The 26,496-nt window shown below is 72.3% G+C and carries 24 protein-coding genes and 1 tRNA gene; 7 read left to right on the plus strand and 18 right to left on the minus strand.

The window, feature by feature from the left end; genetic code table 11:
• Positions 1-230: 230 nt before the first annotated feature.
• Positions 231-1,781: a class I adenylate-forming enzyme family protein gene (locus ACQ5SO_RS18505; protein WP_430943124.1), complete on the plus strand. Its 1,551-nt coding sequence runs from the start codon at positions 231-233 to the stop codon at positions 1,779-1,781.
• A 160-nt stretch (positions 1,782-1,941) separates the two neighbouring features.
• Complete coding sequence (locus ACQ5SO_RS18510; RefSeq protein ID WP_430943125.1) at positions 1,942-2,928, plus strand: hypothetical protein; 987 nt, start codon at positions 1,942-1,944, stop codon at positions 2,926-2,928.
• A gap of 132 nt (positions 2,929-3,060) precedes the next feature.
• Here ACQ5SO_RS18510 and ACQ5SO_RS18515 read toward each other — a convergent pair whose 3' ends face one another.
• The 9 genes from ACQ5SO_RS18515 to ACQ5SO_RS18555 form a co-directional block, all read right to left on the minus strand.
• A complete protein-coding gene (locus ACQ5SO_RS18515) occupies positions 3,061-3,411 on the minus strand; it encodes a RidA family protein (RefSeq protein ID WP_430943126.1) in 351 nt (116 codons plus the stop codon).
• Positions 3,412-3,493: 82 nt separating this feature from the next.
• Entirely contained in the window at positions 3,494-4,675 is a 1,182-nt protein-coding gene (locus ACQ5SO_RS18520) for an NAD(P)/FAD-dependent oxidoreductase (RefSeq protein WP_430943127.1), read from the minus strand.
• Entirely contained in the window at positions 4,672-5,697 is a 1,026-nt protein-coding gene (locus tag ACQ5SO_RS18525) for a histone deacetylase family protein (protein WP_430943128.1), read from the minus strand. Before ACQ5SO_RS18525 ends, ACQ5SO_RS18520 begins: the two co-directional genes overlap by 4 nt.
• Before the next feature lie 94 nt (positions 5,698-5,791).
• Positions 5,792-6,718 carry a 3-keto-5-aminohexanoate cleavage protein gene (locus ACQ5SO_RS18530; RefSeq protein WP_430943129.1) on the minus strand — a complete coding sequence of 309 codons (927 nt, stop codon included), beginning with the start codon at positions 6,716-6,718 and terminating at the stop codon, positions 5,792-5,794.
• Between the two features lie 69 nt (positions 6,719-6,787).
• Positions 6,788-8,116: an aspartate aminotransferase family protein gene (locus tag ACQ5SO_RS18535; RefSeq protein ID WP_430943130.1), complete on the minus strand. Its 1,329-nt coding sequence runs from the start codon at positions 8,114-8,116 to the stop codon at positions 6,788-6,790.
• A 3-nt stretch (positions 8,117-8,119) separates the two neighbouring features.
• The gene (locus ACQ5SO_RS18540; protein ID WP_430943131.1) at positions 8,120-9,199 is read right to left on the minus strand and encodes an ABC transporter ATP-binding protein; all 1,080 of its coding nucleotides are present in this window, start codon (positions 9,197-9,199) and stop codon (positions 8,120-8,122) included.
• Between the two features lie 229 nt (positions 9,200-9,428).
• On the minus strand, positions 9,429-10,565 hold the full coding sequence (locus ACQ5SO_RS18545) for an extracellular solute-binding protein (protein WP_430943147.1): 1,137 nt from the start codon (positions 10,563-10,565) through the stop codon (positions 9,429-9,431).
• 67 nt (positions 10,566-10,632) lie between these two features.
• Entirely contained in the window at positions 10,633-11,424 is a 792-nt protein-coding gene (locus tag ACQ5SO_RS18550; protein WP_430943132.1) for an ABC transporter permease, read from the minus strand.
• The gene (locus ACQ5SO_RS18555; protein WP_430943133.1) at positions 11,424-12,293 is read right to left on the minus strand and encodes an ABC transporter permease; all 870 of its coding nucleotides are present in this window, start codon (positions 12,291-12,293) and stop codon (positions 11,424-11,426) included. The genes ACQ5SO_RS18550 and ACQ5SO_RS18555 overlap by 1 nt, the downstream gene beginning before the upstream one ends.
• A 121-nt stretch (positions 12,294-12,414) precedes the next feature.
• Between ACQ5SO_RS18555 and ACQ5SO_RS18560 the strand changes: the two genes are divergently transcribed.
• Positions 12,415-13,383 carry a LysR family transcriptional regulator gene (locus ACQ5SO_RS18560; protein WP_430943134.1) on the plus strand — a complete coding sequence of 323 codons (969 nt, stop codon included), beginning with the start codon at positions 12,415-12,417 and terminating at the stop codon, positions 13,381-13,383.
• 158 nt (positions 13,384-13,541) lie between these two features.
• Here the strand turns inward: ACQ5SO_RS18560 and ACQ5SO_RS18565 are convergent.
• The 7 genes from ACQ5SO_RS18565 to rpiA all read right to left on the minus strand — a co-directional run bounded on the left by ACQ5SO_RS18565 (position 13,542) and on the right by rpiA (position 20,576).
• Positions 13,542-13,632: transfer RNA gene (locus tag ACQ5SO_RS18565), tRNA-Ser, on the minus strand.
• 192 nt (positions 13,633-13,824) lie between these two features.
• On the minus strand, positions 13,825-15,321 hold the full coding sequence (locus ACQ5SO_RS18570) for a DegQ family serine endoprotease (protein ID WP_430943135.1): 1,497 nt from the start codon (positions 15,319-15,321) through the stop codon (positions 13,825-13,827).
• Positions 15,322-15,600: 279 nt separating this feature from the next.
• Complete coding sequence (locus tag ACQ5SO_RS18575) at positions 15,601-15,783, minus strand: DUF2065 family protein (protein WP_430943136.1); 183 nt, start codon at positions 15,781-15,783, stop codon at positions 15,601-15,603.
• Positions 15,784-15,893: 110 nt separating this feature from the next.
• The gene (gene hflC, locus ACQ5SO_RS18580; RefSeq protein WP_430943137.1) at positions 15,894-16,781 is read right to left on the minus strand and encodes a protease modulator HflC; all 888 of its coding nucleotides are present in this window, start codon (positions 16,779-16,781) and stop codon (positions 15,894-15,896) included.
• Positions 16,781-17,983: an FtsH protease activity modulator HflK gene (gene hflK, locus ACQ5SO_RS18585; RefSeq protein WP_430943138.1), complete on the minus strand. Its 1,203-nt coding sequence runs from the start codon at positions 17,981-17,983 to the stop codon at positions 16,781-16,783. The genes hflC and hflK overlap by 1 nt, the downstream gene beginning before the upstream one ends.
• A 291-nt stretch (positions 17,984-18,274) precedes the next feature.
• The gene (gene gor, locus ACQ5SO_RS18590) at positions 18,275-19,642 is read right to left on the minus strand and encodes a glutathione-disulfide reductase (protein WP_430943139.1); all 1,368 of its coding nucleotides are present in this window, start codon (positions 19,640-19,642) and stop codon (positions 18,275-18,277) included.
• 199 nt (positions 19,643-19,841) lie between these two features.
• Positions 19,842-20,576, minus strand: coding sequence for a ribose-5-phosphate isomerase RpiA (gene rpiA / locus ACQ5SO_RS18595; RefSeq protein ID WP_430943140.1), 735 nt, complete (start codon positions 20,574-20,576; stop codon positions 19,842-19,844).
• Positions 20,577-20,822: 246 nt separating this feature from the next.
• Here rpiA and ACQ5SO_RS18600 point away from each other — a divergent pair, with 246 nt between their 5' ends.
• Positions 20,823-22,208: an L-serine ammonia-lyase gene (locus ACQ5SO_RS18600; protein ID WP_430943141.1), complete on the plus strand. Its 1,386-nt coding sequence runs from the start codon at positions 20,823-20,825 to the stop codon at positions 22,206-22,208.
• Between the two features lie 25 nt (positions 22,209-22,233).
• Here the strand turns inward: ACQ5SO_RS18600 and ACQ5SO_RS18605 are convergent, their stop codons facing one another.
• Together ACQ5SO_RS18605 and ACQ5SO_RS18610 are read right to left on the minus strand one after the other, a co-directional pair.
• Positions 22,234-22,929 (minus strand): thiamine diphosphokinase, encoded by a 696-nt coding sequence (locus ACQ5SO_RS18605; RefSeq protein ID WP_430943142.1) that lies wholly within the window; start codon positions 22,927-22,929, stop codon positions 22,234-22,236.
• Between the two features lie 7 nt (positions 22,930-22,936).
• Complete coding sequence (locus ACQ5SO_RS18610; protein WP_430943143.1) at positions 22,937-23,581, minus strand: glutathione S-transferase N-terminal domain-containing protein; 645 nt, start codon at positions 23,579-23,581, stop codon at positions 22,937-22,939.
• 203 nt (positions 23,582-23,784) lie between these two features.
• On the opposite strand from ACQ5SO_RS18610, the gene ACQ5SO_RS18615 reads away from it, so the two are divergent.
• Genes ACQ5SO_RS18615 through ACQ5SO_RS18625 form a run of 3 tightly spaced genes read left to right on the plus strand, consistent with a single transcriptional unit; the run spans position 23,785 to position 26,423 of the window.
• On the plus strand, positions 23,785-24,831 hold the full coding sequence (locus tag ACQ5SO_RS18615; RefSeq protein WP_430943144.1) for an Ldh family oxidoreductase: 1,047 nt from the start codon (positions 23,785-23,787) through the stop codon (positions 24,829-24,831).
• A complete protein-coding gene (locus ACQ5SO_RS18620) occupies positions 24,824-25,615 on the plus strand; it encodes a hypothetical protein (protein WP_430943145.1) in 792 nt (263 codons plus the stop codon). Before ACQ5SO_RS18615 ends, ACQ5SO_RS18620 begins: the two co-directional genes overlap by 8 nt.
• Before the next feature lie 28 nt (positions 25,616-25,643).
• Entirely contained in the window at positions 25,644-26,423 is a 780-nt protein-coding gene (locus tag ACQ5SO_RS18625; RefSeq protein ID WP_430943146.1) for a gamma-glutamylcyclotransferase, read from the plus strand.
• Positions 26,424-26,496: the final 73 nt, after the last annotated feature.

A 26,496-nucleotide genomic window follows, 5' to 3' on the forward strand; every position in this document is an offset into this window, starting at 1 on the left:
AGGATTCCCTCCCTCCCCCTCCCCCCCCCCCGCCCCAAAAAAAAAAAGGGGGTTTGCTCTGTTGTGTCCCTCTTTTTGTTTGGTTTTTGGGGGGGCACCCCCCCCCCCAAAACGCCGCCCCACGCAACACCCGCGCACAGCCCCTTCCCCCGAACCGCATGGTGAAATACCGTGCCGCAAACACGCCCCGCCGAGACGGGCGATCACCACGCCAGGGAGGCCCCACCGACATGCAAGACACCGCCCAGCCCGTCCGCATCGAAGCCCCGGTCATCGCGGACGAGATCCTCTCCGATTTCAGCGCCGCCCTCGCCGCCCACGCCGCCGCGACCCCGGACAAGCCTGCGCTGATCGAAGGCGGGACCACCCTGAGCTGGTCCGAATTCGGCGACGCCCTGGCCCGGGTCGCGGGCAAGCTGCAGGCCGAGGGCGTCAGGCCGGGAACCCAGGTCGCCTCGCTGGCCGAAAACTCGGTCGAGCACGTCGTCCTCTATTGCGCCGTCCTGCGCGCCGGGGGCTGCATGGTCCCCCTGCCCTACAGCGCCGCCGACGCCGCGATCACGAAGATGCTCTCGGACAGCGGCGCCGCGCTCCTCTTCGCCTCGGCCCCGCAGATGGACCGCGCCGCGACCCTCGGCGGCCCCGCCCCCATCGCCGTCGAGACCATCGAAAACTGGGCGAAGGACGCCGCCCCCATCGCCCCGGTCCCCGGCGCGCCCGACGCGCTCTTCAACATCATCTATTCCTCGGGGACCACGGGCACGCCCAAGGGCATCCAGCACGACAACCGCTTCCGCGCCCGGCAGATGCAGCGCATGGACCGGCTCGGCTGGCATTCGGGCGCGCGGGCGCTGATGTCGACGCCGCTCTACTCCAACACCACCCTCGTCGCCGCCCTCGCCGCCCTCGTCCAGGGCGGCACGCTCGCCATCATGCCCAAGTTCGACGCGGAGGCGTTCCTGAAGACCTCCGAGGCCCTCAAGATCACCCACGCGATGCTGGTCCCGGTCCAGTACATGCGCCTGATGGCCCATCCCGAGTTCGACCGCTACGACCTGTCGTCCTATGAGCGCAAATACTCCACCTCGGCCCACCTGCCCGCCAAGGTGGCCGCCGACGTCATGGCCCGCTGGCCGGGCAACCTGATCGAGATCTACGGCATGACCGAGGGCGGCATCACCTGCGTGCTCGACTGCGCCGCCTGGCCCGACAAGCTGCACACGGTCGGCCGCCCGCCCGAAGGCTCCGAGGCGCTGGTGATCGACGAGGCGGGGAACGTCCTGCCGCAGGGCGCGTTCGGGGAGCTCGTCGGCCGCGCGCCCTCGATGATGACCGCGTACCGGAACCTGCCGGACAAGACCGCCGAGATGATCTGGACCGATCCCGAGGGCGGCCACTGGATCCGCACCGGCGACATGGGCCGGATCGACGAGGACGGGTTCATCGAGCTGATGGACCGGCGCAAGGACATGATCATCTCGGGCGGGTTCAACATCTATGCCGCGGACCTCGAGGCCGAGCTGGTCAAGCACCCCGACGTGGCCGAGGCCGCCGTCATCGCCATCCCCTCGGACCAGTGGGGCGAGACGCCGCTGGCGCTGGTGGTGCCGCGCGCGGGGGCGAACGCGGACCCCGAGGCGATCCGGGCGGCGGCCAATGAAAACCTCGGCAAGACCCAGCGCATCGCGAAGGTCGAGCTGCGGGGCAGCCTGCCGCGCTCGGAGATCGGCAAGGTGCTGAAACGCGAGCTGCGCGCGCCCTACTGGGAGGGGCGGGACTGAGGCGCCCCGCGCGCCTGTCCCCGCCGCGTTGCCCGGCGCGCGCCCGACCCTGAACGGCGCGCGACGGGCTGCGTTCATCGGCGCCGTGAGACCCTGCCGAACCGCCCGCGCCCCCGCCTTCCGGGGGGCTGGGGCCGTCTCGAGAGGGGGATTTCACGACATGCGCCGCTTCACCTTCGCCGCCGCCGCCATCGCCGCCGCCGCCGCCTTCGGCCAGCCGGCCGCCGCGCTGCCCATCGACGCCGACGCGACGCTGCAATACGGCATCGTGCTGACCATCGGCGGCGGCGAGGTCCCGCCGGGGCTCGAGGTCGAAAGCAGCCCCGACTTCGACCACCAGGTCCAGAGCGCCCTCTCCTCCCCCGACGCGGTGGAGGATGCGGGAGAGACGACGATCATCGACGGCACGTCGCCCGCCGCCCCCTCGATCTTCAGCGGCTACAGCAGCAGCCTTCGAAACGGCGGGACCGAGGGCGGCTACGGCGGCTACGCGATGGCGCTCTGGGCCGAGAGCGCGCTGGATTCGAACCCCGGCAACGGCGCCTCGACGGTCGCCTACAGCCGGGAGGGCGACGCCCTCGCGCAGGCGCAGATCACGACCGAGACGCACCGCGCCTCGGGCCTCGCCTTCGGGGATCACACCCGCAGCTTCCTGCTGCGCAACCTCACCGCCGCCACGCTGTCCTTCAACATCGAGGGCACGCTCTCGGTCGCGACCTCGGTGCAGGCGGACGGGATGGTCTCCTTCGCCGAAAGCCTCGCCTCGGCGGACCTGTTCTTCGAGAGCGACGGGCCGCTCGACATCCTGTTCAGCGCCCTCGCCCCGATCGAGGAGGACGGCTTCGCGAACGGCCCCCTCGCGGCCATGAGCCTGTCGACCGACTACGACCCGGGCGCGACGGGGCGGCTGGGGGTGGCCGCCGCCGCCATGGCCGGGGATCTCGGCGGCGGGGCGGGGATGGCGGGGGCCTCGGCCTCGGTCGACTTCCTGCTGCGGGTGACGCTGCAGGCCGCGCAGACGCTGCAGATGGATGCGACGAGCCAGTGGCGCGCGCTCGCGGTCGCGGATGTGCCGGTCCCGGCGGCGGGGCCGCTGCTGGCGCTCGGCCTCGGGGCGCTGGCGCTGGCGCGGCGGCGGCGCGGCTGAAGCGCGCGAGGGCGCCGGGGCGCGCCCCGGAACAGGACGGCGGCGGGCGCAGGGGATGCGCCCGCCGCTTCGCGTGGCAAGGGGCCCCGGCGGGGCGGCGCGGACGGCGCCGCGCGCCGGGGGCGGTCCCGATCAGGCCTTGGCCGCGACGATGATCACCTCGACCGTGTAGCCCGGCGCGGCCAGCTTGGCCTCGCCGCAGGCGCGGGTCGGGGCGGCGCCCTCGGGGACCCAGGCGTCCCAGACCGCGTTCATCTCGGCGAAATCGGCCATGTCGGCGAGCCAGATGGTCGCCTGCAGCATGTGCGACTTGTCCGACCCGGCCTCGGCCAGCAGCTTGTCGACCGCGGCGAGGCAGTCCCGGGTCTGCTGGGTCACCGAGGCGCCCTCGGTCCCCACCTGGCCGGCGAGGTAGATGGTGTCGCCATGGATGACGACCTGGGACATGCGCGCCCCGGTATGCTTGCGGATGATCTCGGCCATCGGGCCTCTCCTTCTTGCGGTTGTCCTGTCGGTCGGCGCGCGCCGCCCGGGAAACGGGGGCGCGGGCCGCGCCCGGTTCCTCTCAGCCCGCGAAGCGCTTCGGGTCAAGCGCCGCGATCACCGCGGGGGGGAGTCCGGCGGGGGCGCGCCCGGCGATCAGCGCCGCGGCGATGCGCGCCATGGCGGGCGCGGTCTGCACCCCGTAGCCGCCCTGCCCGGCCAGCCACAGGAAGCCCTCGGCCCGCGCGTCGAACCCCGCCACGGGGGTGCGGTCGGGCGCGAAGGTGCGCAGCCCCGCCCAGCTCGCCTCGAGCCGCGTGACGGGTTCGGTCACCGCCTGCTCGTAGCGGTCCAGCCCCTCGGCCAGCACCATGTCGTCGGGCCAGGCGTCATGCGGCTCCACCGGGTCCTCGTCGGCGGGGCTGACCATCAGCTTGCCGCCCATCGGCTTGGCGTAGAACGTCTCCGCGGCCGAGACGAACATCGGCCAGCGGGACATGTCCCGCCCCCCCGGCGCGGGCAGCAGCGCGGCCGAGCGGCGCAGCGGGGTCAGCCCCACCTCCTGCGCCCCGGCCAGCGCGGCGACGCGGCCCGCCCAGGCCCCGGCGGCGTTGACCACCAGCGGCGCCTCCCAGGTCTCGCCCCCCGCCTCGATCCGCCAGGTCCCGCCCTTGCGGGTCATGGCGGCGACGGGCGCGCCGGTGCGCAGCGCATCGGCCCCGGCGCGGGCGCGCAGCAGGCGCAGGCAGCCGGCCAGCATCCGGTCGACGTCGATGTCCTGGGCGTCCGCCTCCAGCGCCGCGGCGACGATGCGGTCGGGGCGCAGGATCGGCACCAGCGCCGCCGCCTCCGGGCCCGTCAGCCGCTCCAGCCCCGAGGAGCCGTCGAGATAGGCCTCGAGCGCGGGGAGCTGGTCCTCGGTGGCGATCATCAGCTCGCCCCGGGGCGAGAGCAGCGCGCCCCCGGGGCCCGCGGCGCCGTCGAAGCCTTCGCCGAACCCCGCCTCGGGGTCCTCGAGGGCGGCGGCCGAGGCGGCGTTGAGCGCGCGCAGCGTGGCGTTGCCGTAGTTGCGGATGAAGATCGCGGCGGAGCGGCCGGTGGAATGGGTCCCCGGGGCGCGCTCGGCCTCGAGCACGATCACCGACCTCTCCCGCGCCATGGCGGCGGCGGCGCTGATCCCGGCGATGCCGCCGCCGATGACGATGACGTCCGCGGCGTTGGGGGCGGTGGTGGGGGCGGCGTCGGCGGGGCTTGCGGCGGTCATGACGCCTCCGCGAAGCCCGCCAGGGTGCGGGTCAGGTTGGCCCCCAGCGTGTCCGAGATATAGCCCCCCTCCTGCACCATCAGCGTCGGCAGGCCCATCTTCGCGATGGCGGCGCCGATGCGCGCGAAGCCGTCCTGGGTCACCGCCAGCCCCTGGAACGGATCGTCGATCGACGCGTCCAGCCCCAGCGCGATCACCAGCGCGTCGGCGCCGAAGCTCTCGGCCCGCTCCAGCGCGACGTCCAGCGCCTTCATGTAGGCGTCGTCGCCGGTGCCGCGCGCGAGCGGGATGTTGAGGTTGAACCCCAGGCCCGGGCCCTCGCCCCGCTCCTGCGCGTGGCCCCAGAAGAACGGGTAGAACCGCGCCGGGTCGGCATGGATCGACACGGTCAGCACGTCGCCGCGGGCGTAGAACATGCCCTGGGTGCCGTTGCCGTGATGCACGTCCACGTCGATGATCGCGGGCCGGAAGCCCTTCGCGCGCAGGCGTTCCGCGGCGATGCCGGAGTTGTTGAGGAAGCAGAAGCCGCCCGCCAGGTCCTCGAACGCGTGGTGCCCCGGCGGGCGCGAAAGGGCGTAGGCCGCCCGCGCGCCCCCGGCCACGAGGTCGGCGGCGTGGATCGCGGTCTGGGCGGACCAGTAGGCGGCCTCCCACGTCCCTTCCGCGATCGGGCAGGCGGTGTCGGCCTGGTGGTACCCGGCCTGGCCGACGGCGGATTTCGGATAGCCGTCCGTGCGCCGGGCGGGGTGGATGTTGGGGATCACCTCCTCGCCCGCGCCCTCGATCCGCCGCCAGCGCGGATAGATATTGCGCAGGAAGGTCAGGTACTCGGCCGTGTGCACGGCGGCGATGGGGCCGAGGCCGTGATCCGCGGGGACCTCGAAGCTGCAGCCGGCGGCCTCGGCGGCGGCGTGCAGGATCTCGATGCGCTTCGGCTGCTCGGGATTGGGCTTGATCGCGCCGTTGGCCATGAAGTGCTTGGGGTCATGGCGCCACTGGCGCTGGTCGAACACGGCTTTCATGGGGCTCCTTTCCGCCGGTCGGCGGCGTCATGGGTGGGGCGTCGACGGGACTGCGGCGCAGTGCGGCGCAGTGCGGCGGACGCGGGAAGCGGGATCAGATCGTGGTGCGGTCGGCGCCCTTGAGGCCGAGCATCCCGCGCGCCTCGTCCGGCGTCGCGGGGTCGCGGCCCAGCTCCTCGACGATGCGGCGGATCTTGGCGACCTGCTCGGCATTGTCCTGCGCGAGCTGGCCGCGGGAGATCATCAGGCTGTCCTCGAGCCCCACGCGCACATGCCCGCCCAGCGCGGCGGCCATGGTCGCCATCGGCATCTGCCAGCGCCCGGCGGCGAGGACCGAGAAGGCGTAATCCGAGCCGAAGAGCTTGTCCGCCGTCTCCTTCAGGTGCAGCAGGTGCGCCGGGTCGGCGCCGATCCCCCCCAGCACGCCGAACACGAACTGGATGAACAGCGGCGGCGTGACCGCGCCCCTGTCGAAGAAATGGCGCAGCATGTAGAGGTGCCCGACATCGTAGCACTCGAACTCGAACCGGGCGCCGCGGTCCTCGCCGAGATCTTTCAGAATCCGGGCGATGTCGCGCGGGGTGTTCTTGAACACCAGGTCGTCGGAATTCTCCAGGAAGGGCCGCTCCCACGGGTGTTTCCAGTCGGTGATCTTCTCGGCCGCCGGGTGCAGGGCGAAGTTCATCGACCCCATGTTGAGGCTGCACATCTCGGGCGCGAAGGCCTTCGGGGCGGCGAGCCGGTCCTCGAGGCTCATCACCGCGCTGCCGCCCGTGGTCAGGTTCAGCACCGCGCCCGCGGCCTGTTTCAGCCGCGGCAGGTAGGCGGCGTAATGCGCCGGGTCGGCCGAGGGGCGCCCGTCGGCCGGGTCGCGCGCGTGGAGATGCAGGATCGCCGCCCCCGCCTCGGCCGCGCCCAGCGCCTGCTCGGCGATCTGGTCCGGCGTGACCGGCAGGTGCGGCGACATCGAGGGCGTGTGGATCGACCCCGTGACCGCGCAGGTGATGATGATCTTCGACATGTGCTTCCTTCCCCGCCCGGGCGCCTCTTGCCGGGCCGCCTCGGGTCCGTTGCGGCGCGCGCGCGGGCCTCAGCCCGCCGCGGGCCTCTGCGCGGCGAGCGCCGCCAGCGCGGTCTCCAGCCCCGCCTCGATCTCCTCGAGATGCGCGTCGGTGGCGATCAGCGGCGGGCAGACGAGGATGTGATCCCCCTCGATCCCGTCGCGGGTGCGGCGCGAATAGACGATCAGCCCCGCCGCATAGGCCGCGTCCACCACCACCTGGTGGGCGTTGAGGCCCCGCGGCAGGGGGGCCTTCGTCTCGCGGTCGGCCATCAGCTCGAACGCCGTCAGAAGGCCCATGCCGCGCACGTCGCCGATCACCTCGTGCCGGTCCATCAGCCCGCGCAGGCGGGCCAGCAGCGCGTCGCCGCGGGCGGCGGCGTTGGCGCAAAGACCTTCCTCCTCGACCACCCCCGCGACGGCGAGGCCGGCGGCGCAGGCCAGCGGGTTGCCGGCATAGGTGAAGCCGTGGGCGAAGCCGCCCGCGTCCAGCACCGGCCCGACCAGCGCGTCATCGGCGATCACCGCCCCGAGGGGTGCGTAGCCCGCCCCGAGGCCCTTCGACATCACCACCATGTCGGGCCGCGCATCCCAGTGCTCGGTCGCCAGCCACGCGCCGGTGCGGCCCGCGCCGGTCATCACCTCGTCGGCGATCATCAGGATGCCGTGGCGGTCGCAGACCTCGCGCACGCCTTCCATGTAGCCCGCGGGCGGGACCAGCGCGCCGGTGGAGGCGCCGCCGACGGGCTCGACCAGGAAGGCCAGCACCGTCTCGGGCCCCTCGGCCTCGATCGCGCGCGAGAGCTGCTCGGCATAGGCGCGCCCGGTGGCCGGGTCGGCGGGGTCGAGCCCGTCGAGATAGGCGCGCGGCGCGGGCACCTTCGGCATCTCGCGCATCATCGGCGCGAAGGGCTCGGTCAGGGTCGAATAGCCGGTGGTCGCCAGCGCCCCCAGCGTGCAGCCGTGATAGGAGGGCGCGCGGGAGATGACCTTCCAGCGGCTGCCCTGCCCGGTCGCCAGCGCGTGCTGGCGGGCGAGCTTCATCGCGCTCTCCACCGCCTCGGAGCCGCCGGAGACGAAGAACACCTTGCCGAGCCCCGCGGGCGCCTTCGCGGCCAGCTTGGCGGCCAGCCGCTCCGAGGCCTCGGTCTCGAAATGCAGCCGGTAGCCGAAGGTGGATTTCTCCATCTGCGCGCGCATCGCCTCGAGCACGGCGGGGTGCGAATGGCCCACGTTGCAGACCATCGCCCCCGACGAGCCGTCGAGATAGCGCCGCCCGTCGGTGTCCCACATGTAGACGCCGCGGGCCTGTTCCAGCACCGGCTTGCGGTTGCGCGCCTGGTAGAAGAGGTGGCCCATCGCTCAGCCCTCCGCGCCCAGCGCCGCGCAGTCCTGCGGGCGGAAGGCGGCCGTGACGGCGGCGCCCTCGGGGAAGGGCCGCTCGTCGATCATGTTGATGGCCTGGAACTGCCGGTCGCCGACGCGGATGAAATAGCGCACGGTCTGGCCCTGGTAGTCGACCGTCTCCACCACCGCCTCGGCGGTCGCCATGCCGGGCGGCGCGGCGCCGGGGGCGGTCAGCAGCAGCTTCTCGGCCCGCAGCACCAGCCGCGCGGGGCCGGGGGCGACGCCTTCGGCCCGGGCGGCGGGCACGGGGACATGGCCGAAGGGCGGCGCGTCGAGCAGGGCGGCGGCGGCGTCCCGCCCGGTGCAGGCGGCGTCCAGGATGTTGGAGGCCCCGAGGAAATCGGCCACGAAGGCGGTGCGGGGGGCGTTGTAGACCTCCTCCGGGGCGCCGACCTGTTCGACCCGGCCCGCGGACATCACCACGATGCGGTCGGACATGGCCAGCGCCTCGGACTGGTCATGGGTGACGAAGACGGTGGTCACGCCGATCCGCTCCTGGATGCGCTTGAGCTCGACGCGCATGTCCTCGCGCAGGTTGGCGTCGAGGGCCGAGAGCGGCTCGTCGAGCAGCAGCACCTCGGGTTCCGTCACCACCGCGCGGGCCAGCGCGATGCGCTGCTGCTGCCCGCCCGAGAGCGCTTTCGGGTAGCGGTCGCCCACGCCCGGCAGCTGCACCAGCTCGAGCGCGTCGGCGACGCGGCCGGGGATCTCGGATTTCGCGAAGCCCCGGTGGCGCAGGCCGAAGGCGATGTTCTGGGCCACGGTGCGGTGCGGGAACAGCGCGTAGTTCTGGAACACGATGCCGAGGTTGCGCTTGTGGATCGGCACCTCGTTCATGCGCTTGCCGCCGATGCTGATCTCTCCGCCCGAGGGGTCGAGGAGCCCGGCGATCATCCGCAGCGTGGTGGTCTTGCCGCAGCCCGAGGGGCCGAGCAGCGTGACGAACTCGCCCTCCGGGATCTCCAGCGAGGTGGGGTGGACGGCGGTGAAGTCGTTGAAACGCTTGACCACGTCGGTAAGGACGACCGAGCTCATGTGCGGGTTCCCGTGGGGATGGGCGCGCGCCCCGGCCAAGGGGCGGCGGCGCGCGGAAAGGAAGGTCGGGCCGGGGCGATGCGGCGAGGGAAGATGCCCCTCCGCCCCGGCCCTGGGGCGCGCCCCCCGGCCCGCGGGCGCGCAATATGGGGGCGCGTCCGGGGCGGGGGGCGGCCCGTTCGTGGGCCAACACCCGCCCGGGATGGGCGGGGGGCGGAATGCGGGGGCGTCAGTAGCCCTTCTGAACCCGGCCGAACATCTTCGACCAGGCCGCCTCGTTGCCGTTCCAGTAGGCCGGGTCGGCGAAGGTCAGCCCCGACAGGGCGCCGGTCGGATCGAAGGCGGGCAGCGTCGGGATCTTGTCGCCGAGATCGACCTTGGTCGGGTCGAGCGCGGGCGGGTAGTTCTGCCCCTCGGCCACCGCGATCGAGGTCTCGGGGGCGAGCATGAAGTTCAGCAGCTCCTCGCACTCGGCCATGGGCGAGCCCTTGAGCACGAACAGGCATTCCTGCCAGCCATAGCCGTTGGGCGGGTCCATGTAGCCGATGTCGTGGCCCTGTTCCTGCAGCGCGTAGATGCGGCCCGACCAGCCCTCGGTGACGTGGATCTCCTCCTCGGCCAGCAGGCTCATCAGCTCGGCGCCCGAGCCCCAGTACTTCAGCGACAGGTCGCGATGCTTGCGCACGGCGTCCCAGACCGCGTCCATGTCCGTCGCGCCGTTCGGGTCCTGCCCGGTCTGCAGCGAGGCGAACCAGATCCGGGTGCGCCAGTCGCCCCAGCCGGCGATCTTGCCCGTCTTGCCCTCGTCGATGAGGATCTTCGCGCCCTTCTCCTGCATCTCGTCATCCGAGATGTACTTGCGGTTATAGGCGATGCCGGTGGTGCCGTAGTCATAGGGCACGCAGGAGAGCTTGCCGTCCGACACCCCGCGGAACACGTCGACCAGCTTGGGGATCACGTATTGCAGGTTGGGGATGTTCGCCTCGTTGAGCTCGGACGCGAGGCCCAGCCCGTGATAGCGCGCGTAATCGAACACGCCCGACAGGTGGGCGATGTTGTACTCGCCGGGCTGGCTGGCCTTGACGCGGGAGAGGTACTCGTCCCCGCCGCCGAAGGTGCCGTCGACCACCTCGACCCCGGTCTTGGCGGTGTAGGGGCCGAAGGCGTGCGCGCGGAAGGCTTCCGAGACGACGCCGCCCCAGCCGTCGAAGCGGACCTCCTTCGCGGCCTGGGCGTAGGCGCGGCAGGGGGTCACGAGGCCGTAGGCCGCGCCCGCGGCGCCGAGCAGCCCGAGGAACTGGCGGCGCGGCATGTCGCCGTTGCGGTACCGCTCCAGCGCGCGCTCGTATCGGGTGGTGTCGTCCATCTTCTTCATGTGGTCGCTCTCCGTGTCGGTGGGGTGAAGGGCGGCCTTCGGGGGCCGCTTCTGTCGCTCAGCCGTTGCGGCTCAGGTATCTCGCGAGGGCGGCGCCCAGCAGGGGCAGGCCCACGGTCAGCACGATCATCACGGTCCCGAGGGCGTTGATCTCGGGGCTGATCGAGTTGCGCAGCATCGCGAAGATCTGCGTCGGCACCGTCTCCACCCCGCCGGGCTTCCAGAACAGCGTGCCGGTGATGTCGTCGAAGCTGATGGTGAAGGCGAAAAGGGCGCCGGCCAGCACCGCCGGGGCCATCAGCGGCAGAGTGATCTCGAAGAAGGTGCGGATCGGCCCGGCCCCGAGGGACATCGCCGCCTCCTCCACGTCGCGCCGGATCGACACGAGGCGCGCCTGCACCACCAGGATCACGAAGGGCAGCGTGAAGATCACGTGGCCGAACAGCAGGAGCGCGAAGCTCTTGCGGATGCCGAGGGCGTTGAGGAACAGCAGCAGCGCGACGGCCAGCACCACCTCGGGCACCAGGATCGGCGCGATCAGCAGCGTCGAGACCGCGTTGCTTCCGGGCACCCTGTGGCGCACCAGCGCCAGCGCCGCCAGCACCCCGAGCGTGGTGGAGATCAGCGCCGTCAGCAGCCCGAGGATGATCGAGGTGCGGAAGGCGCGCAGGATCGCGTCGTTCTGCGCCAGCTCCACGAACCAGCGGAAGCTGAAGCCGGTCATCGGGAAGGACCCGAACTGGCTGGCGTTGAAGCTCAGCAGCACCACCACCGCGACGGGCAGGAACATGAAGACATAGACGAGAACCGCCCAGGCGCTCACCAGGCGCCGACCAAGACCGCCGCCCATCACCCGAGCCCCTTCATCAGCTGCGCCATCCCGAGATAGCGGTTGTAGATCGCCACCAGCACGCCGAGCACCGCCAGCAGCATGAGCGAGAGCGCCGAGCCGAGCGGCCAGTCGAGCTGGGTGATGATCGCCTCGAACACCAGGTTGGCGAACATCGCGTCGGTCGGCCCGCCAAGGACCAGCGGCGTGATGTAGGTCCCCGCCCCCAGCACGAAGCACAGAAGCCCCCCGGCCGCGAGCCCCGGCAGCGACAGCGGCAGCGTCACCTCGGTGAAGGCCTTCCAGCGCGTGGCCCCGAGCGAGGTGGCCGCGTCCTCGAGCGTCTGGTCGATGCCGTCGAGCGACACGAAGATGTTGAGGATCATGAAGGGCAGCAGGAAGTGCACCAGCCCCAGGATCACCGTGGTCTCGTTGTAGAGCATCTGGATCGGCTCGGAGGTGATCCCGACCCACATGAAGAACGAGTTGAACGCCCCCGAGACCCCGAGGATGTTGATCCAGCTCATCGTGCGGATGATGTAGGAGATCCAGAAGGGCAGCATCAGCAGCAGCAGCAGGATCGCCTTGTTGCCCTTCGAGCGGGCGATGAAATAGGCCGCCGGATAGCCCATCAGCGCGCAGACCAGCGTGGTGACCGCGGCGATCTTCAGGGTGTTCAGCAGGATGTCCCGGTAGAACGGGTCGGTCAGCGCCTCGGCCCAGTTGTCGAGGTGGAACCCCGCCATGTCCGCCCCCGTCGCCGTGCGCAGCCAGAAGCTGTAGACGACGATGAAGCACAGCGGCGCGATCAGCAGCAGCGCGATGGCGGTCAGGGCGGGCGACAGCAATATCCAGGGGCGTCGCGCGTCTCGCGCTTCCAGCGTGCTCATGCGTCTTCCGGGTTGGCTTCGGGTCAAGGCCGACCTTGGTCGGCGGCGTTGACGGGAAGCCTGCGGGCGGTCCAGACATAGATCAAATAGATATGGCTGATCCTGATTATAGGTTTGATCTATGGAGACCCCGGATCCCTTCGACCCCGACCGCATCGCGCGCGAGCTGGACTGGAACCTGTTGCGCACATTCGTGGTCCTGGCCGAGAGCCGCTCGATCACCGACGCGGCCGCCCGGCTGCGGCTGGCGCAGCCCTCGGTCTCGGCCGCGCTCAAGAAGCTCGAGGACCGGCTCGGGCGACGGCTGATCGACCGCGCCCCGGGGCGCTACGCGCTGACCGAGGCGGGGCGGCTTCTGCTGCGCGAGGCGGTGGAGATCCAGGGCTCGGTGCTGCGCCTGTCGACCCTGCTGCGCGAGCTGACGGACGAGGTGCAGGGGCATGTGCGGATCGCGCTCGCCAGCCACGTCGTCTGCCCGCTGCTGGACCGGGCGCTGGGGGAGTTCCACGCCGCCCACCCGCGCGCGAGCGTGTCGATCGACGTGCGCCCCAGCGCGGACGCCATCGCCGAGGTTCTGGCCAAGCGCGCCTCCTTCGCCGTGTGCCTCGTGCGCTCGCCCAACCCGCGGCTGGAATATCGCAGGCTTTACAGGGAGTTCTTCGGGCTGTTCTGCGGCCCGCCGCACCCGCTCTTCGGGCGGGCGAACCTGACGCTGGACGACCTCGCGGGCCAGACCTCGGTGAGTTTCGAGACCGACCGGCTGCAGGACGTCCTGAAGCCCGTGACGGTGATGCGGGCGCAGGCGAAGATGGGCGAGAAGATCACCGGCATGTCCTCGAACCTCGAGGAGGTGCGGCGGATGATCGTGGCGGGGCTGGGGATCGGCCCCCTGCCCGTCCACGTGGCGGCGCGGGACGTGGCGGACGGGCTGCTGCACCAGACGCCGCCCTACGAGGACCTTCCGGCGATCGACGTGCACGTGGTCTGGCACCCGCGGGCGGTGCGCAACCGGGCCGAGGACCTGCTGCTGCAGGGGCTGCTGCGGATGATCGAGGACGTGCCGATGGAGGCGCGGACCTATCGCGGCTAGGCGCCAGGGATCCGGGCGCCAGGGATGCGGGCGGCAGGGGCGCCCGGAGCGGCCGGACGCGGGCGGCCCGCGGCGCGGGCGGGCGGCCTGAAACGCGAAGGGCCGGTCGGCTGCTTCGCCGACCGGCCCGTCATTTCGCCCACGTCCCCAGGGGGTTGTGGCGGAGACGAAGGGATTCGAACCCTCGATACCCTTATGAGGTATACTCCCTTAGCAGGGGAGCGCCTTCGACCACTCGGCCACGTCTCCGCCGACCGGTATATTGAGGGCGCGAAGCGGGCGCAACCGCTTTTCCAGCAAAGAATCCAACGAAACGCACCCCCCGCCGCAGGCCGCCCGCAACGCGGGGAAACCGCCCGCCGCAGCCCATGAAAAAGGGCGGCGCGCCCCTCCCGGCCGCGCCGCCCCGCGCCCTGCCCCGCCGCGGCGGAGACGGGGGCGTCACTCCTCCAGCGACAGCGCCACGAAGCGCCCCTCGCCGCGGGTGTGCACCAGCATCATCACCGACTTGCGCCCGTTCTCGCGCGCCTCGGCGACCTTGTCGGCCACGTCCTTGGGATCGCTCACCGGCTCCAGCGAGACCTCCACGATCACGTCGCCCTGGCGCAGGCCCTTCTCGGCGCCGGCGCCGTCGGGGTTCACCTCGGTGATCAGCACGCCCGAGACGTCGCCCGCGATGCCGAACGCCTCGCGGCGCTTGTCGGTGAGCGGGCCGAGCGCCAGGCCCAGCACCTCGGCCTCTTCCGCCGGGGCCTCGTCCTGGGTCACCGAGGCGTTCTGCACCGGCGGCTCTTCCTCGAGCAGGCCCAGCGTGACCTTCAGCGTGCGGCTCTCGCCCTTGCGCCAGACCACCACGCGGACCGCCTTGCCGACCTCGGTCTCGGCGACCATGCGCGGCAGGTCGCGCATCGCGTCGACCTCATTGCCGTCGAAACGCATGATCACGTCGCCGACCTCGATGCCCGCATCCGCGGCCGGGCCGTCATCGACCACGCCGGTGACCAGCGCGCCGGCGGCGGCCTCGAGCCCGAGCCCCTCGGCCAGTTCCGGCGTCACGGTCTGGATCTGCACGCCCAGCCAGCCGCGGCGGGTGGCGCCGTATTCCTGGATCTGGTCGACCACGCGCGAGGCGATGGCCGAGGGGACCGAGAAGCCGATGCCGATCGAGCCGCCCGAGGGCGAGATGATGGCGGTGTTCACGCCGATCACTTCACCGTCCATGTTGAACAGCGGCCCGCCCGAGTTGCCGCGGTTGATGGCGGCGTCGGTCTGGATGAAGTCGTCATAGGGCCCGGCGTTGATGTTGCGGTTGCGGGCCGAGATGATGCCGGCCGAGACCGAGCCGCCGAGGCCGAACGGGTTGCCGATGGCCAGCACCCATTCGCCGACGCGGCTGGCGTCGGAATTGCCGAAGGACACGAAGGTCAACGGCGCATCGGGTTCCACCTTCAGCAGCGCGATGTCGGTCTTCGGATCGGTGCCGATCAGCCGCGCGTCGAGCGAGGAGCCGTCGGCGAAGTTCGCCTTGATCTCGTCCGCGCCGTCGATGACGTGGTTGTTGGTGACGATGTAGCCGTCGGCCGAGATCACGAAGCCCGAGCCGAGCGAGGACGCCTTGCGCGGGCCGCGGCGGGGCGCGTCGCCCTCGTCCCCGAACAGGTCCGGGAACAGCTCGCGGAACGGCGAATTCTCGGGCAGGCGCGGGCCGCTGGGGCGCTCGGGCGCGTTGATCGTCTGGCTGGTGGAGATGTTGACCACCGCCGGGGAGAGTTTCTCGGCAAGGTCCGCGAAGCTTTCGGGCGCGCCGCGCGCGACCGCCTGGCTGAGCGGCGTGAGGGCGACCATGAAGGCGGCGGCGAGGGCGGCGGCGCCCCCGACGATGCCGCGGCGCCGGCGCGCGCGGGGCGCGGCGGGCGTGGGAATGCGGTCGAATGGCATTTGGGTCCTCCGGTTGAACAAAGGGCCGCGAGGCGCGGAGGGGCGGGCCGGAGACCGGCGCCGGTCCTCCGCCAAGGGGACGCGGCCGTTTGCGACTTGCCCCAACCAGATGTGTCTTTCCGGCGACGGCGCAAGATGTTGATCCCGCCAGAGCATCACATGGCCGAGAGCCGGGGCCAAGGACAGATCGCGTGATCGGGCGCGGGGGGCCCGGCGCGGGGGGGCCGGCGCGCGGGCCGGTCCCGGGCGGGGGGGGGGCCGCGGGCGGGGCCCGCCCGCTCAGTGCACCAGCCAGAGCAGCCCGACGCCCACGAGGGCCGAGACGAGGCCGACGCGGCGCAGCAGCTCGCGCGGCTCCAGCGCCGTGCGGGCCAGCAGGATGCGCATGGTGTCGGGGAAGACGGCGAAGAGCAGCCCCTCGATGGCGAGGAGCAGCGCGATCGCGTTCAGAAGGTCTCTCATTCGGGATCCGGGCGGCAGGCGGGGAAGGCGAGGGGCGGCGGCGGCGGACGGGCCGACGCCCCGCTTGGAAAGCGAGGGGCCCGGGCGTTTCCGCCCGGGCCCCGTTCAGGTCACTGCGGGCTGGCCGCGGCGCCGTCGAGATATTCGAAGAACTCGGAGTTCGGCGAAATCACGAGGGTCGAGTTGGAGCCCTTGAGCGACTGCTCATAGGCGCGCAGCGAGCGGTAGAAGGCGAAGAACTCCGGGTCGCGCCCGAAGGCCTCGGCGAAGACGCGGTTGCGCTGCGCGTCGGCCTCGCCGCGGATCACCTCGGACTGCTTGCGCGCCTCCGAGACCAGCTCCACCGCCTGGCGGTCGGCATTGGCCTGGACCTTCTGCGCCGCCTCCTGGCCGCGGGCGCGCTCGTCCGCCGCCTCGCGCTCACGCTCGGCCTGCATGCGCTGGAAGGTCGCCTGCAGGTTCTGCGTCGGCAGGTCCGCGCGGCGCATCCGCACGTCGATGATCTCGACGCCCAGGGTCTGGGCCGAGCGACGGGCCGAGGCGCGGATCTGGTTCATCAGCTCGATCCGGTCCGAGGACAGGATCGCGTCCGACACCACGCCGCCGAGCACCTCGCGGATCGCGGCGTTCAGCACGCGCTCCAGCCGCGGCAGGGCGGCCTGCTCGTTCGACACCGACTGGCGGAAGCGCAGCGGGTCGGTGATGCGCCAGCGCGCGAAGGCGTCGACCACCAGGCGGCGATCGTCCAGCGGCGTGACCTCGAGCGAGGAGGTCTCGATCGGCAGGATCCGGTCCTCGTAATAGGCGATCCGGTCGATGACCGGCACCTTGAAGTAGAGGCCGGGGTCCCGGTAGCCCTCGGTCTGGCCGACGACCTGGCCGAAGCGCAGCTTGAGCGCCTGCTGGCGTTCGTCGACGATGAAGACCGAGTTGTAGATCGCGAACAGCGCCACGCCGACGGCGCCGAGGATGATCGGGGCTTTTTTCACCTGGCTCATCAGTTCGCCCCCCCGGATTTGCGCAGCTCGTTCAGCGGCAGGTAGGGCACCACGCCCTGGCCGCCGCCGGAGGAGATGGCGTCGTCGATGACGATCTTGTCGACGCCCGACAGCACCCGCTCCATCGTTTCGATGTAGAGGCGCTTGCGCGTGACGTCCTTGGCCTGGGCGTATTCGTCATAGACCGACACGAAGCGGGCGGCCTCGCCCTCGGCCTCGTTGACGATGCGGGCGGAGTAGGCCTCGGCTTCCTGCACCAGCTGGGCGGCCTCGCCGCGGGCGCTGGCGAGGCGCTGGTTGGCATAGGCCTCGGCCTGCTTCTCGGCGCGGTCGCGGTCCTGGGCCGCGGCCTGGACGTCGCGGAAGGCGTCGATGACCTGCTCGGGCGGGTCGGCCTTGTCGAAGTTCACGCGCACGATGTTCACGCCGGACTCGTAGCTGTCGAGCGTGCCCTGGATCAGCGCCTGCACCTCCTGGCTGACGATGGCGCGGTCGCGGTTGAGGATCGGCTTGAGCTCGGAGCGGCCGATCACCTCGCGCATCGCGGATTCCGACACGGCGCGGATGGTCGCGTCGGGCTCGGCCAGGTTGAACAGGAACTTCGCCGGGTCGGAGATGTTCCAGACCACCTGGAAGTCGATGTCGACGATGTTCTCGTCGCCGGTCAGCATCAGGCCGGTATCGGCCGGTCGGCCGCCATTGCGCCCGGCGTTGAAGGCCGTGGTGCTCTGGGCGTCGCCGATGTTGATGATGTTCTCACGCGTGACGGGCAGCTTCTCATAGGTGAAGAAGGGCCAGGGAGCCACGTTCAGGCCCGGCTCGCCGATCCCGCTTTCCTCGCCGAACAGCAGCTCGACCGAGCGTTCCTCGGGGGCCACGGTGTAGATCGAGGCCCAGACCCAGGCCGCCGCGCCGAACAGCGCGAGCAGCGTCCAGCCGCCGCGGCCGAGGCCCTCGGGCTCGCCGCCGCCGGGACGGCCATTGCCGCCGCCGCCATTGCCGTCGCCGCCGAAGATGACCTTCAGCCGGTCCCGGCCCTGGCGAATGAGTTCGTCGACGTCAGGGCCCTGGCCGTTGCCGCCGCCGCCCTGGCCGCCGCCGCCGCCGCCCCCGCCGGAGCCGCCGCCCCAGGGGCCGCGGCCGCCGCCGCCCTTGTTTCCGCCGCCGCCCCAGGGGCCGCCGGAATTATTGCTGAAAGGCATCTTTGTCCTGTCCTCCTTGGCCGGGCCGCGCGCGCCGCGGGGCGCGCGATGGTCCGGTCATCTTCCGTCCGTTCCGGCCCGTCCGCCGGATCGCGCCCCCTGCGCCGGGGCGCCCATTGTCTCCGCCTTCACCGCCGCGCTTCACCGCCGCGCGACCGCCGCGCGACCGCCGCGCGCGCGCGGAGCCTGCCTGCCAGAGTTGGACCGCGCGGGCGCGTGTTCAACCCCCCGCGGGCCTGCGCGGGTCGCCGCAGGGGGGGATTTCGCCCCCTGCCCGGCTCGCGCCGCGCCTCAGCGGGTCGGCGTCTTCATCGTCACCAGTTCTTCCGCCGCGGTGGGGTGGACGGCGACGGTGCGGTCGAAATCCTCCTTGGTGGCGCCCATCTTCATCGCCACGCCCGCCATCTGGATCATCTCGCCCGCCGCGTGGCCGACCACGTGGCACCCGAGCACCTTGCGGCTTTCCTTGCCGACGACGAGCTTCATCAGCATCCGCTCGTCGCGCCCCGAGAGGGTGTTCATCATCGGGCGGAAGGCCGCCGAGTAGATCTCGATCCCGCCATGGGTTTCCGCGACGCCATGCGCCTCTTCCTCGGACATGCCGCAGGTGCCGATCTCGGGCTGGGTGAAGATCGCGGTCGGCACGATGGCGTGGTCGGCGCGGGTCTCGACCCCGGCGAAGACCGTCTCGGCGAAGGCCTGGCCCTCGCGGATCGCGACCGGGGTCAGCGCCATGCGGTCGGTCACGTCGCCCACGGCCCAGACCGAGGGCACGTTGGTGCGCGAGAGCGCGTCGACCAGCACCTCGCCGCGCGGGCCGAGGGCCACGCCGGCCTTGTCGAGGCCGAGCCCCTCGGTGTTCGGGATGCGGCCGGTGGCGTACATCACGCAGTCGGCCTCGATCTCGCCCGCGCCGCCGGTCAGGGTGACGGTGTAGTTCCCCGGGGTCCCGGTGATCTTCTCCACGTCGGTCATGCAGCGGATGTCGATGCCGCGGGCCTGCATGGCGTCCGCCACGTGGGTGCGCACCTCGTCATCGAAGCCGCGCAGGATCTGGCCGCCGCGATAGACCTGGGTGACCTTCGAGCCGAGGCCGTTGAAAATCCCGGCGAATTCCGAGGCGATGTAGCCGCCGCCGACGATCACGATGCGCGAAGGCCGCGCGGTCAGGTCGAACACCTCGTTCGAGGTGATGGCGTGGTGCGAGCCTTCGAAATCCGGCACGAAGGGCGTGCCGCCGGTGGCCACCAGGATCGTCTTCGCCGTCACCTCGTGGCCGTGATCGGCGAGGTGGATGCTGTTCGGCCCGGTGAGCGTCGCGCGGGTGCGGTGGATCTCCACCCCCGAGGCCTCGGCGTTGCGGGTGTACGCCCCCTCGAGCCGGGTGATTTCCTTGTCCTTCGCGGCGATCAGCGCCGACCAGTCGTGGGAGCGCTCGCCCACGGTCCAGCCGAAGCCCGCGGCGTCCTCGAACGCCTCCGCGAAGCCCGAGGCGTAGACCATCAGCTTTTTCGGCACGCAGCCGCGGATGACGCAGGTGCCGCCCATGCGGTACTCCTCGGCCATCGCCACGCGCGCGCAGTGCGACGCCGCCACGCGGGCCGCGCGCACGCCGCCCGAACCGCCCCCGATGACAAACAGGTCGTAGTCGTAATCCATATCGTCCTCGCTTGAATCGCCCGCGGGGCGGGATCGGCCCGCCCCGGCGCGGGCGCATCAGGCCCGCCATTGCTCCGCTGTGTCAGGAGCGTGAGTTAGGCGCCCCCCGCCCCCGGCACAAACCCCGCGCGCGCGGCCGTGAGCCGCACGAGAGCGCGCGCCCCCCCGCGGGGGGCGCGCGGCGGGGCGGCGCGGCGCCTCAGTCCTCGTCTTCGTCCTCGTAGACGATGACGTCGGCGGTGCCGTCCTCGTGCCCGACGATGATCTCGTCGGCGATGTCGATGAAGAGGCCGTTCTCCACCACGCCCGCGATGCGGTTCAGGGCGTCCGACAGCTCCTCGGCGTCGCCGATGCGCTTGAGGTGCAAATCGATGATGAAATGGCCGCAATCGGTCAGGTACGGCTCATCCTTGTTCATCCGCAGCACCGTCTCGCGCCCGTCGACGTCGAGCGTCTCGAGCAGGTCCTCGATGATCGCGCGCGTCGTCTCCCAGCCGAAGGGGATCACCTCGACCGGCAGCGGGAAGGCCCCGAGGCTTTCGACCTGCTTGGTCGGGTCGGTCAGGATCACCACGCGGTCCGAGGCGGTGGCGACGATCTTCTCCTGCAGCAGCGCGCCGCCGCCCCCCTTGATCAGGTTCAGGTCCGGGTCGAACTCATCCGCCCCGTCGACGGTGAGGTCGAGCCAGCCGGCCTCGTCCAGGGTGGTGAGCTTGATGCCGAGGCTCTCGGCCTGCTTGCCGGTGCGCACCGAGGTGGGCACGCCGATCACGTTCAGCTTCTCGGCCTTCACGCGCTCGGCCAGCAGCTCCACGTACCAGGCGGCGGTGGAGCCGGTGCCGAGCCCGAGGCGCATGCCGTCCTCGACGAGGGCGACGGCCTCCTTCGCGGCGGCGCGCTTGGCGATGTCGGCGGCGGAGAGTTCGCGGGTCATGGCGGTCCTGCGGCTTGAAGCGGCGCCCCGCGATGCGGGGGGGCGCGCTGGGGGGAGGTGGGCGTGAGCGCGCGCGCCGCCCCTGCGGGGGCCGCGACTCGCCATGGTTATAGCGGGTTTCGCCCCCGATTGAACCGCGCTGAACGGGCGCGCGCTTCGCTTTCCCGCCCGCCCGGGTCGTTTCCGTGCGTGACGGGTCGCGCGCTGCGGTGCACCCTGCCCCGGACAAAGCCCCCAGGAGGCCCGATGTTCATCTCCGTCTTCGACATCTTCCGCATCGGCGTCGGCCCGTCGAGCTCCCACACCATGGGGCCGATGCTGGCCTGCGCCCGGTTCCTCGACGCGCTGCGCGGGCAGGAGGACCCGATCCCCGGCGCGGGCGCGCCCGCGGCGCTGCGCTGCACGCTGCACGGGTCCCTCTCGCTGACCGGCAAGGGCCACGCGACCGACCGGGCCGCGGCCCTCGGCCTCCTGGGCTTCGTGCCCGCCACCATGGACATGGAGGAGGCCGAGGCCGCCCTGGCGGAGCTGTCGCGCACCAGGACGGTGACCCCCGAGGGGCTGCCCGAGATGCGCCTCGACCCCGAGGCGGACATCATCTTCGACATGGGCCCGCCGCTGGAAGGCCACCCCAACGCGATGACGCTCGAAGCCTTCGACGCCGCCGGCGCGCTGGCCCAGCGCAAGGTCTATTACTCCGTCGGAGGCGGCGTGGTGGTGGATGAGCGGGAGCTGGCGCGCGACGTGCGCCACGAGCCCGTGGACAAGGCCGCCCCCTACCCGTTCCGCTCGGCCGCCGAGATGCTGGCGATGGCGAAGAAATCGGGCCTGTCGGTGGCCGGGCTGAAACGCGCGAACGAGCGCGCCTTCCGCACGGACGAGGAGATCGACGCGGGGCTGGACACGATCTGGGCGGCGATGAAGTCCTGCATGGACCGCGGGCTGGCGGGCGAGGGGATCCTGCCCGGCGGCCTCAATGTCCGGCGCCGCGCGCGCGGCCTGCAGGAGAAGCTGCGCACGGTGGACAACCGGCTGGCGCCCCACGCGTCCTCGGAGCGGCTGTCGATGTACGCGATCGCGGTGAACGAGGAGAACGCCGCGGGCGGGCGCGTCGTCACCGCCCCCACGATGGGCGCGGCGGGCGTGTTCCCGGCCTGCATCCAGTACTGGCTGGCCGAATGCGGCGGCGCGCCCGAGGACGTGCGCGAGATGCTGCTGACCGGCGCCGCCGTGGGCGGGCTGATCCGCTTCAACGCCTCGATCTCGGGCGCGGAAGTCGGCTGCCAGGGCGAGGTCGGCTCGGCCGCCTCCATGGCCGCCGCGGCGCTCTGCGCGGTGATGGGCGGCACGGCCGAGCAGGTCGAGCACGCGGCGGAGATCGCGCTGGAGCATCACCTGGGGCTGACCTGCGACCCGGTGAAGGGCCTCGTGCAGGCGCCGTGCATCGAGCGCAACGGGGTCGGCGCGGTGAAGGCGCTGACCGCGGCGTCGCTGGCGCTGCGGGGCGAGGGCGAACACGTGGTGCCGCTGGATGCGTGCATCGAGACGATGCGCCAGACGGGGCGCGACATGAACCACCGCTACAAAGAAACCTCGCTGGGCGGGCTCGCGGTCAACCTGCCGGAGTGCTGAGCCCGCGGCGCGGGGGGCCTCGCCGTCACGTCCCGGCGGCGAGGCTTTCGAGGAGCGCGGGAAGGCTGGTGCGCGGCAGCACCGCGACCATGCCGGGGGCGTCGGTCTCCAGCGCCACCACCTCCGCCGCGGCGCGGTTCGAGGTGCCGATGCGGCCCGCGGGGGCGAAATCCAGCCCCGCGGCGGGCCATTCCAGCCCCGCGCAGCCCAGCGCCCGCACCGGCGCGAGCGGGTAGAGCGACACCCGCGCCCCCGCCCCCACCCGCGCCGACCAGCGCGTCGGGAGGGCGGCGGCGCAGTCTTCCTCGCCCAGCAGCACGACCGACCGCCCCGCCATCCGCGCCTCGACCAGCGCGGTGAGGGCGGCGAGGGTGTGATCGAGCCGCCCGTCCATGAACCCGACCCCCAGCGTCAGCGGCGCGCGCGTGAGGCGCAGGCATTTCTGCAGATCGGTGCTGTCCTGTTCCGCTACGTGCAGGAACCGGTCCCCCAGCCGCGCGCGCCATGCTTCAGCATCCGCCACCGAGTCCATGTCCCCGATCACCGCCCCGGGCATCCGCCCCAAAGCGGCGAGCCGATCCGCCCCGCCATCCGCCGCCGCCACGGGCGCCGCGCCCCCCAGCGCCGCATGGGCGGCGTTGAGCGCCAGGGAGGAGAACGGCGCGCCGCCGACCAGCAGCAGCGGCGCGTCATAGACCAGCGGGGCCGGATCGCCGATCATCCGCGCCTCAGCCCGGCTTCTTCATCGCGAAGCCCGGCATCGCCTTCAGCTTCGCCTGCCAGGCGGCGAGGGCGGTCTTGTCCTCGGACGGGCGCAGCTTGCTGACCTTGGCGAAATCGCAGGCCATGTAAGCGGTGATGTCCGCCACCGACAGCGCGTCGCCGCCAAGGAAGGGGCTGGCCTGCAACCGGTCCTCGAGCATCTGGAACCCCTTCTCCACCCGCGGCAGGTTCACCCTGGCCCAGTCGCCCACCTGGCTTTCCAGCTCGGCCATCCCGGGATGGCCGTGGCGGAACACCATGGCGACGGGGACCAGAAGCTCGAACTCCGCCCGGCGCTGCCACATCTCGATCCGCGCGGCTTCGAGCGGGTCGCGACCGAAGAGCGGCGGCTCGGGGACCAGCGCGTCGAGGTAACGGGTGATGGCCACGGTCTCGGTCAGGATCTCGCCGGTCTCCAGCTCCAGCGCCGGGATCACGGGGCGGCCGGTCTTGGCGATGTAGTCGGGCGCGTATTGCTCCTTCTTCACCACCATGTCCATTTCGACCAGCGGGATCTCGATCCCCTTCAGGGCCATGGCGGCGAGGACGCGGCGCGGGTTCGGCGCGGTCGAGACGGTGTAGAGGCGCGCGGGGCGCGGCAGGTCGGTCATGGTTTCGGGCTCCCTCCCGGTGATTTGCCGGCATCTTGCATCGGGCGGCAGGGCTTGGCGAGGGGGCGGCGCGCACGATTCCGAAACGCGGTTTTGCAGCCGCCGCGGCTGGCCTTCCGCGGCGGGGCGTGGTTGAACCGTCAGGAAGCCTTATCTGCGCGCGCCGCCCTCCCCCGGCGCGCCCTCCGTCCGAAAGCCGCTCCATGACCGATCCCGACGCGCGATCCGAACTGCGCCTCTCCATGGCCGAGGCCGAGGCCCTGATGGCCCGCGCCTTCGCCGCCTCCGGCGCCTCCGCGCTCCAGGCCGCCTCCACCGCCCGCGCGCTGGCGCTGGCCGAGGCGTCGGGCCAGGGCGGCCACGGGATGGTGCGCACCCCGGTCTATGCCGCCTGCGTCGCCGCCGGGAAGATCGACGGAACCGCGATCCCGACGGAAGAGCGCACCGGGCCGGGCACGCTGCGCGTGGATGCGGGCCTCGGCTTCGCCTACCCGGCCTGGGACATGGCGCTGGGGGCCCTGCCGCGGATCGCGCGCGAACAGGGGATCGCCATCGCCTCGATCGTGCGCTCCAACCATTTCGGCGTCGCGGGGCTGCAGGCCGAGGCGCTGGCCGAGGCGGGCTGCGTGGCGCTCGTCTTCGGCAACGCCACCGCCTGCATGCCGCCCTGGGGCGGGGCCGCGCCGATGTTCGGCACCAACCCCATCGCCTTCGCCGCCCCCGTCCCCGGCGGCCCGCCGCTGGTGATCGACATGGCCACCAGCGCCGTGACCAAGGGCCGGATCCTCGCCATGAAGGCGGCGGGGGAAACCGAGGTCCCCGAGGGCTGGGCGCTGACCCGCGACGGCCGCCCCACCACCGATATCGACGAGGCGGTGGACGGGCTGGTCGCGCCGATGGCCGGGCCGAAGGGCGCCGCCCTCGCCATGGTGGTCGAGGTGATGTCCGCCTGCCTCGGCGGCGGGCTGCTGGCCTGCCAGACCTCCTCCTTGCTGGACGACGTGGGCCCGCCGCCGGACCTCGCCCAGACCGCCATCGCCATCGATCCCGAGAGCGCCTCGGGCGGCGCCTATGCGAAGAAGATGACCGAGCTGATGGAGCGTTTCGGCGCCGTCGAGGGGGCCCGCGTCCCCGGCTCCCGCCGCCTTTCCGCCCGGGCGCAGGCCGAGGCGAAGGGGCTGGCGCCGCACCCGAACCTTGTCGCCCGCATCCGCGCCATCGCCGAGACCGGAGCCGATCCCCATGCCTGAAGCCCCTTCCTTCGACGTCGCCGCCCTCGGTGCGCAGATCGCCGCCGAGGCCGCGGCCAAGGCCCCCTTCGCGGATTGCTCCGAGGCGCTGGCCGCAAGCCCCGACCCGCTCGCCGCCGCATGGGACGTGCAGGACGCGATGCGCGCCGTGCTCGCCCCCCAGCGCGGCGGGGTCGGCGGGCGCAAGGCCGCCTTCAACGGCCCGGGCCAGTGGGAGGCGCTCGGCCTGCCCGGCCCCGCCGCAGCCCCGGTCTACGCCGCCCAGGTCCGCACCTCTCCCGCCCGCATCCCGGCGGCGGATTTCCGCGCCTTCTGGTTCGAGCCGGAGATCATCGCCATCCTCGGCGCCGAGCTTTCCGGCGGCGGCTGGACGGCCGGGACCGTCGCCCCCCATGTCGCCCGCCTGCATCCGGGCTTCGAGGTGATGGACCGGCGCACCGACGGCAATCCGCCCCCCCTCGCCGCCATCGCCAACGGCGTGTTCAACGAAGGCATGGTGATCGGCGGCCCCGGCCTGCCGCCGGGGGACGTGGAGGTGGGGGCCCTCCACTCCCGCGTCACGCTCGACGGCGAGGTGATCCTGGACCGGACCGGCGCCGCGCCGATGCATCCGCTCGAGGCCGTCGCCCGCCTCGCCAACCATTTCAACGCGCGCGGCGAGGCGCTGGCTGCGGGGGAGGCGCTGCTCTGCGGCGCCCACCTGCCGCCGCGGATGCATGTCGGGCCGGGCGTCCTGCGCTTCGACTGCGGCGCGCTCGGCGTCGCCGAACTGACGCTGATCTGACGCCCTGCCCCTCTTCCCCGGAGCCGCCATGCCCATCCCCGACGCCGCCTTCCGATACTGCCCCGAGCTGAAGGGCCGCATCCAGGACCCGGCGACTTCCACCTTCCGCGACATGGCCGAGCGTTACGCGCAGTTCGACCTCTACCACGAGCAGCTGGGCAGCCCGCCGGACTGGCGCCTGACCCACCCGGAGCGCGAAGCGACGCGGTTCGAGACGCTGGCGGGCCGGATGGACAGGGACCTCTGGGTGTTCGGCTACGGCTCGCTGATCTGGGACCCGGGCGTGTTCTTCGACGAGTTGCGCCACGCCAAAGCCGACGGCTTCCGGCGGCGCTTCTGCCTGCATCTTGAAGGCGGGCGCGGATCGCCGGACCGGCCGGGGTTGATGGCCGCGCTCGACCGCGCGCCGGGGCATGTCTGCGACGGGGTGGTGATGCGCATCCCCGCCGCGCTGGTGGACGAGGAATCGCGGCTGATGTGGATGCGCGAGATGATCGCCGGCAGCTACATCCCCGAGTTCCTGGAACTGGAGACCCCGCAGGGCCCGGTCGAGGCGCTGGCCTTCCTCGCCAGGCACGACCATGACCGCTTCGTGGACCTGCCGGACCGGGAAGCCGCCGGCCGCATCGCCTTCGCCGAGGGGCATCTCGGGACCAACCTCGAATACCTGTCGCAGCTGGTGAAGCATCTCGAGGCGCTGGGGCTGCACGACCCGGAGATGACGGCGCTGCTGGGCATGTGCCTGGAGCTGCGGGAGGCGGAAGAGCCGCGGGAAGGGTCGGCGCGGGACTTGCCGGGGGCGCCGTGACGGGGGGGGGGGGGGGGGGGGGGGGGGGGGGGGGGGGGGGGGGGGGGGGGGGGGGGGGGGGGGGGGGGGGGGG

Origin of the sequence: Rhodovulum sp. DZ06 (assembly GCF_050586345.1) — a bacterium.
In the GTDB taxonomy this organism is placed as follows: domain Bacteria; phylum Pseudomonadota; class Alphaproteobacteria; order Rhodobacterales; family Rhodobacteraceae; genus JBOCEF01.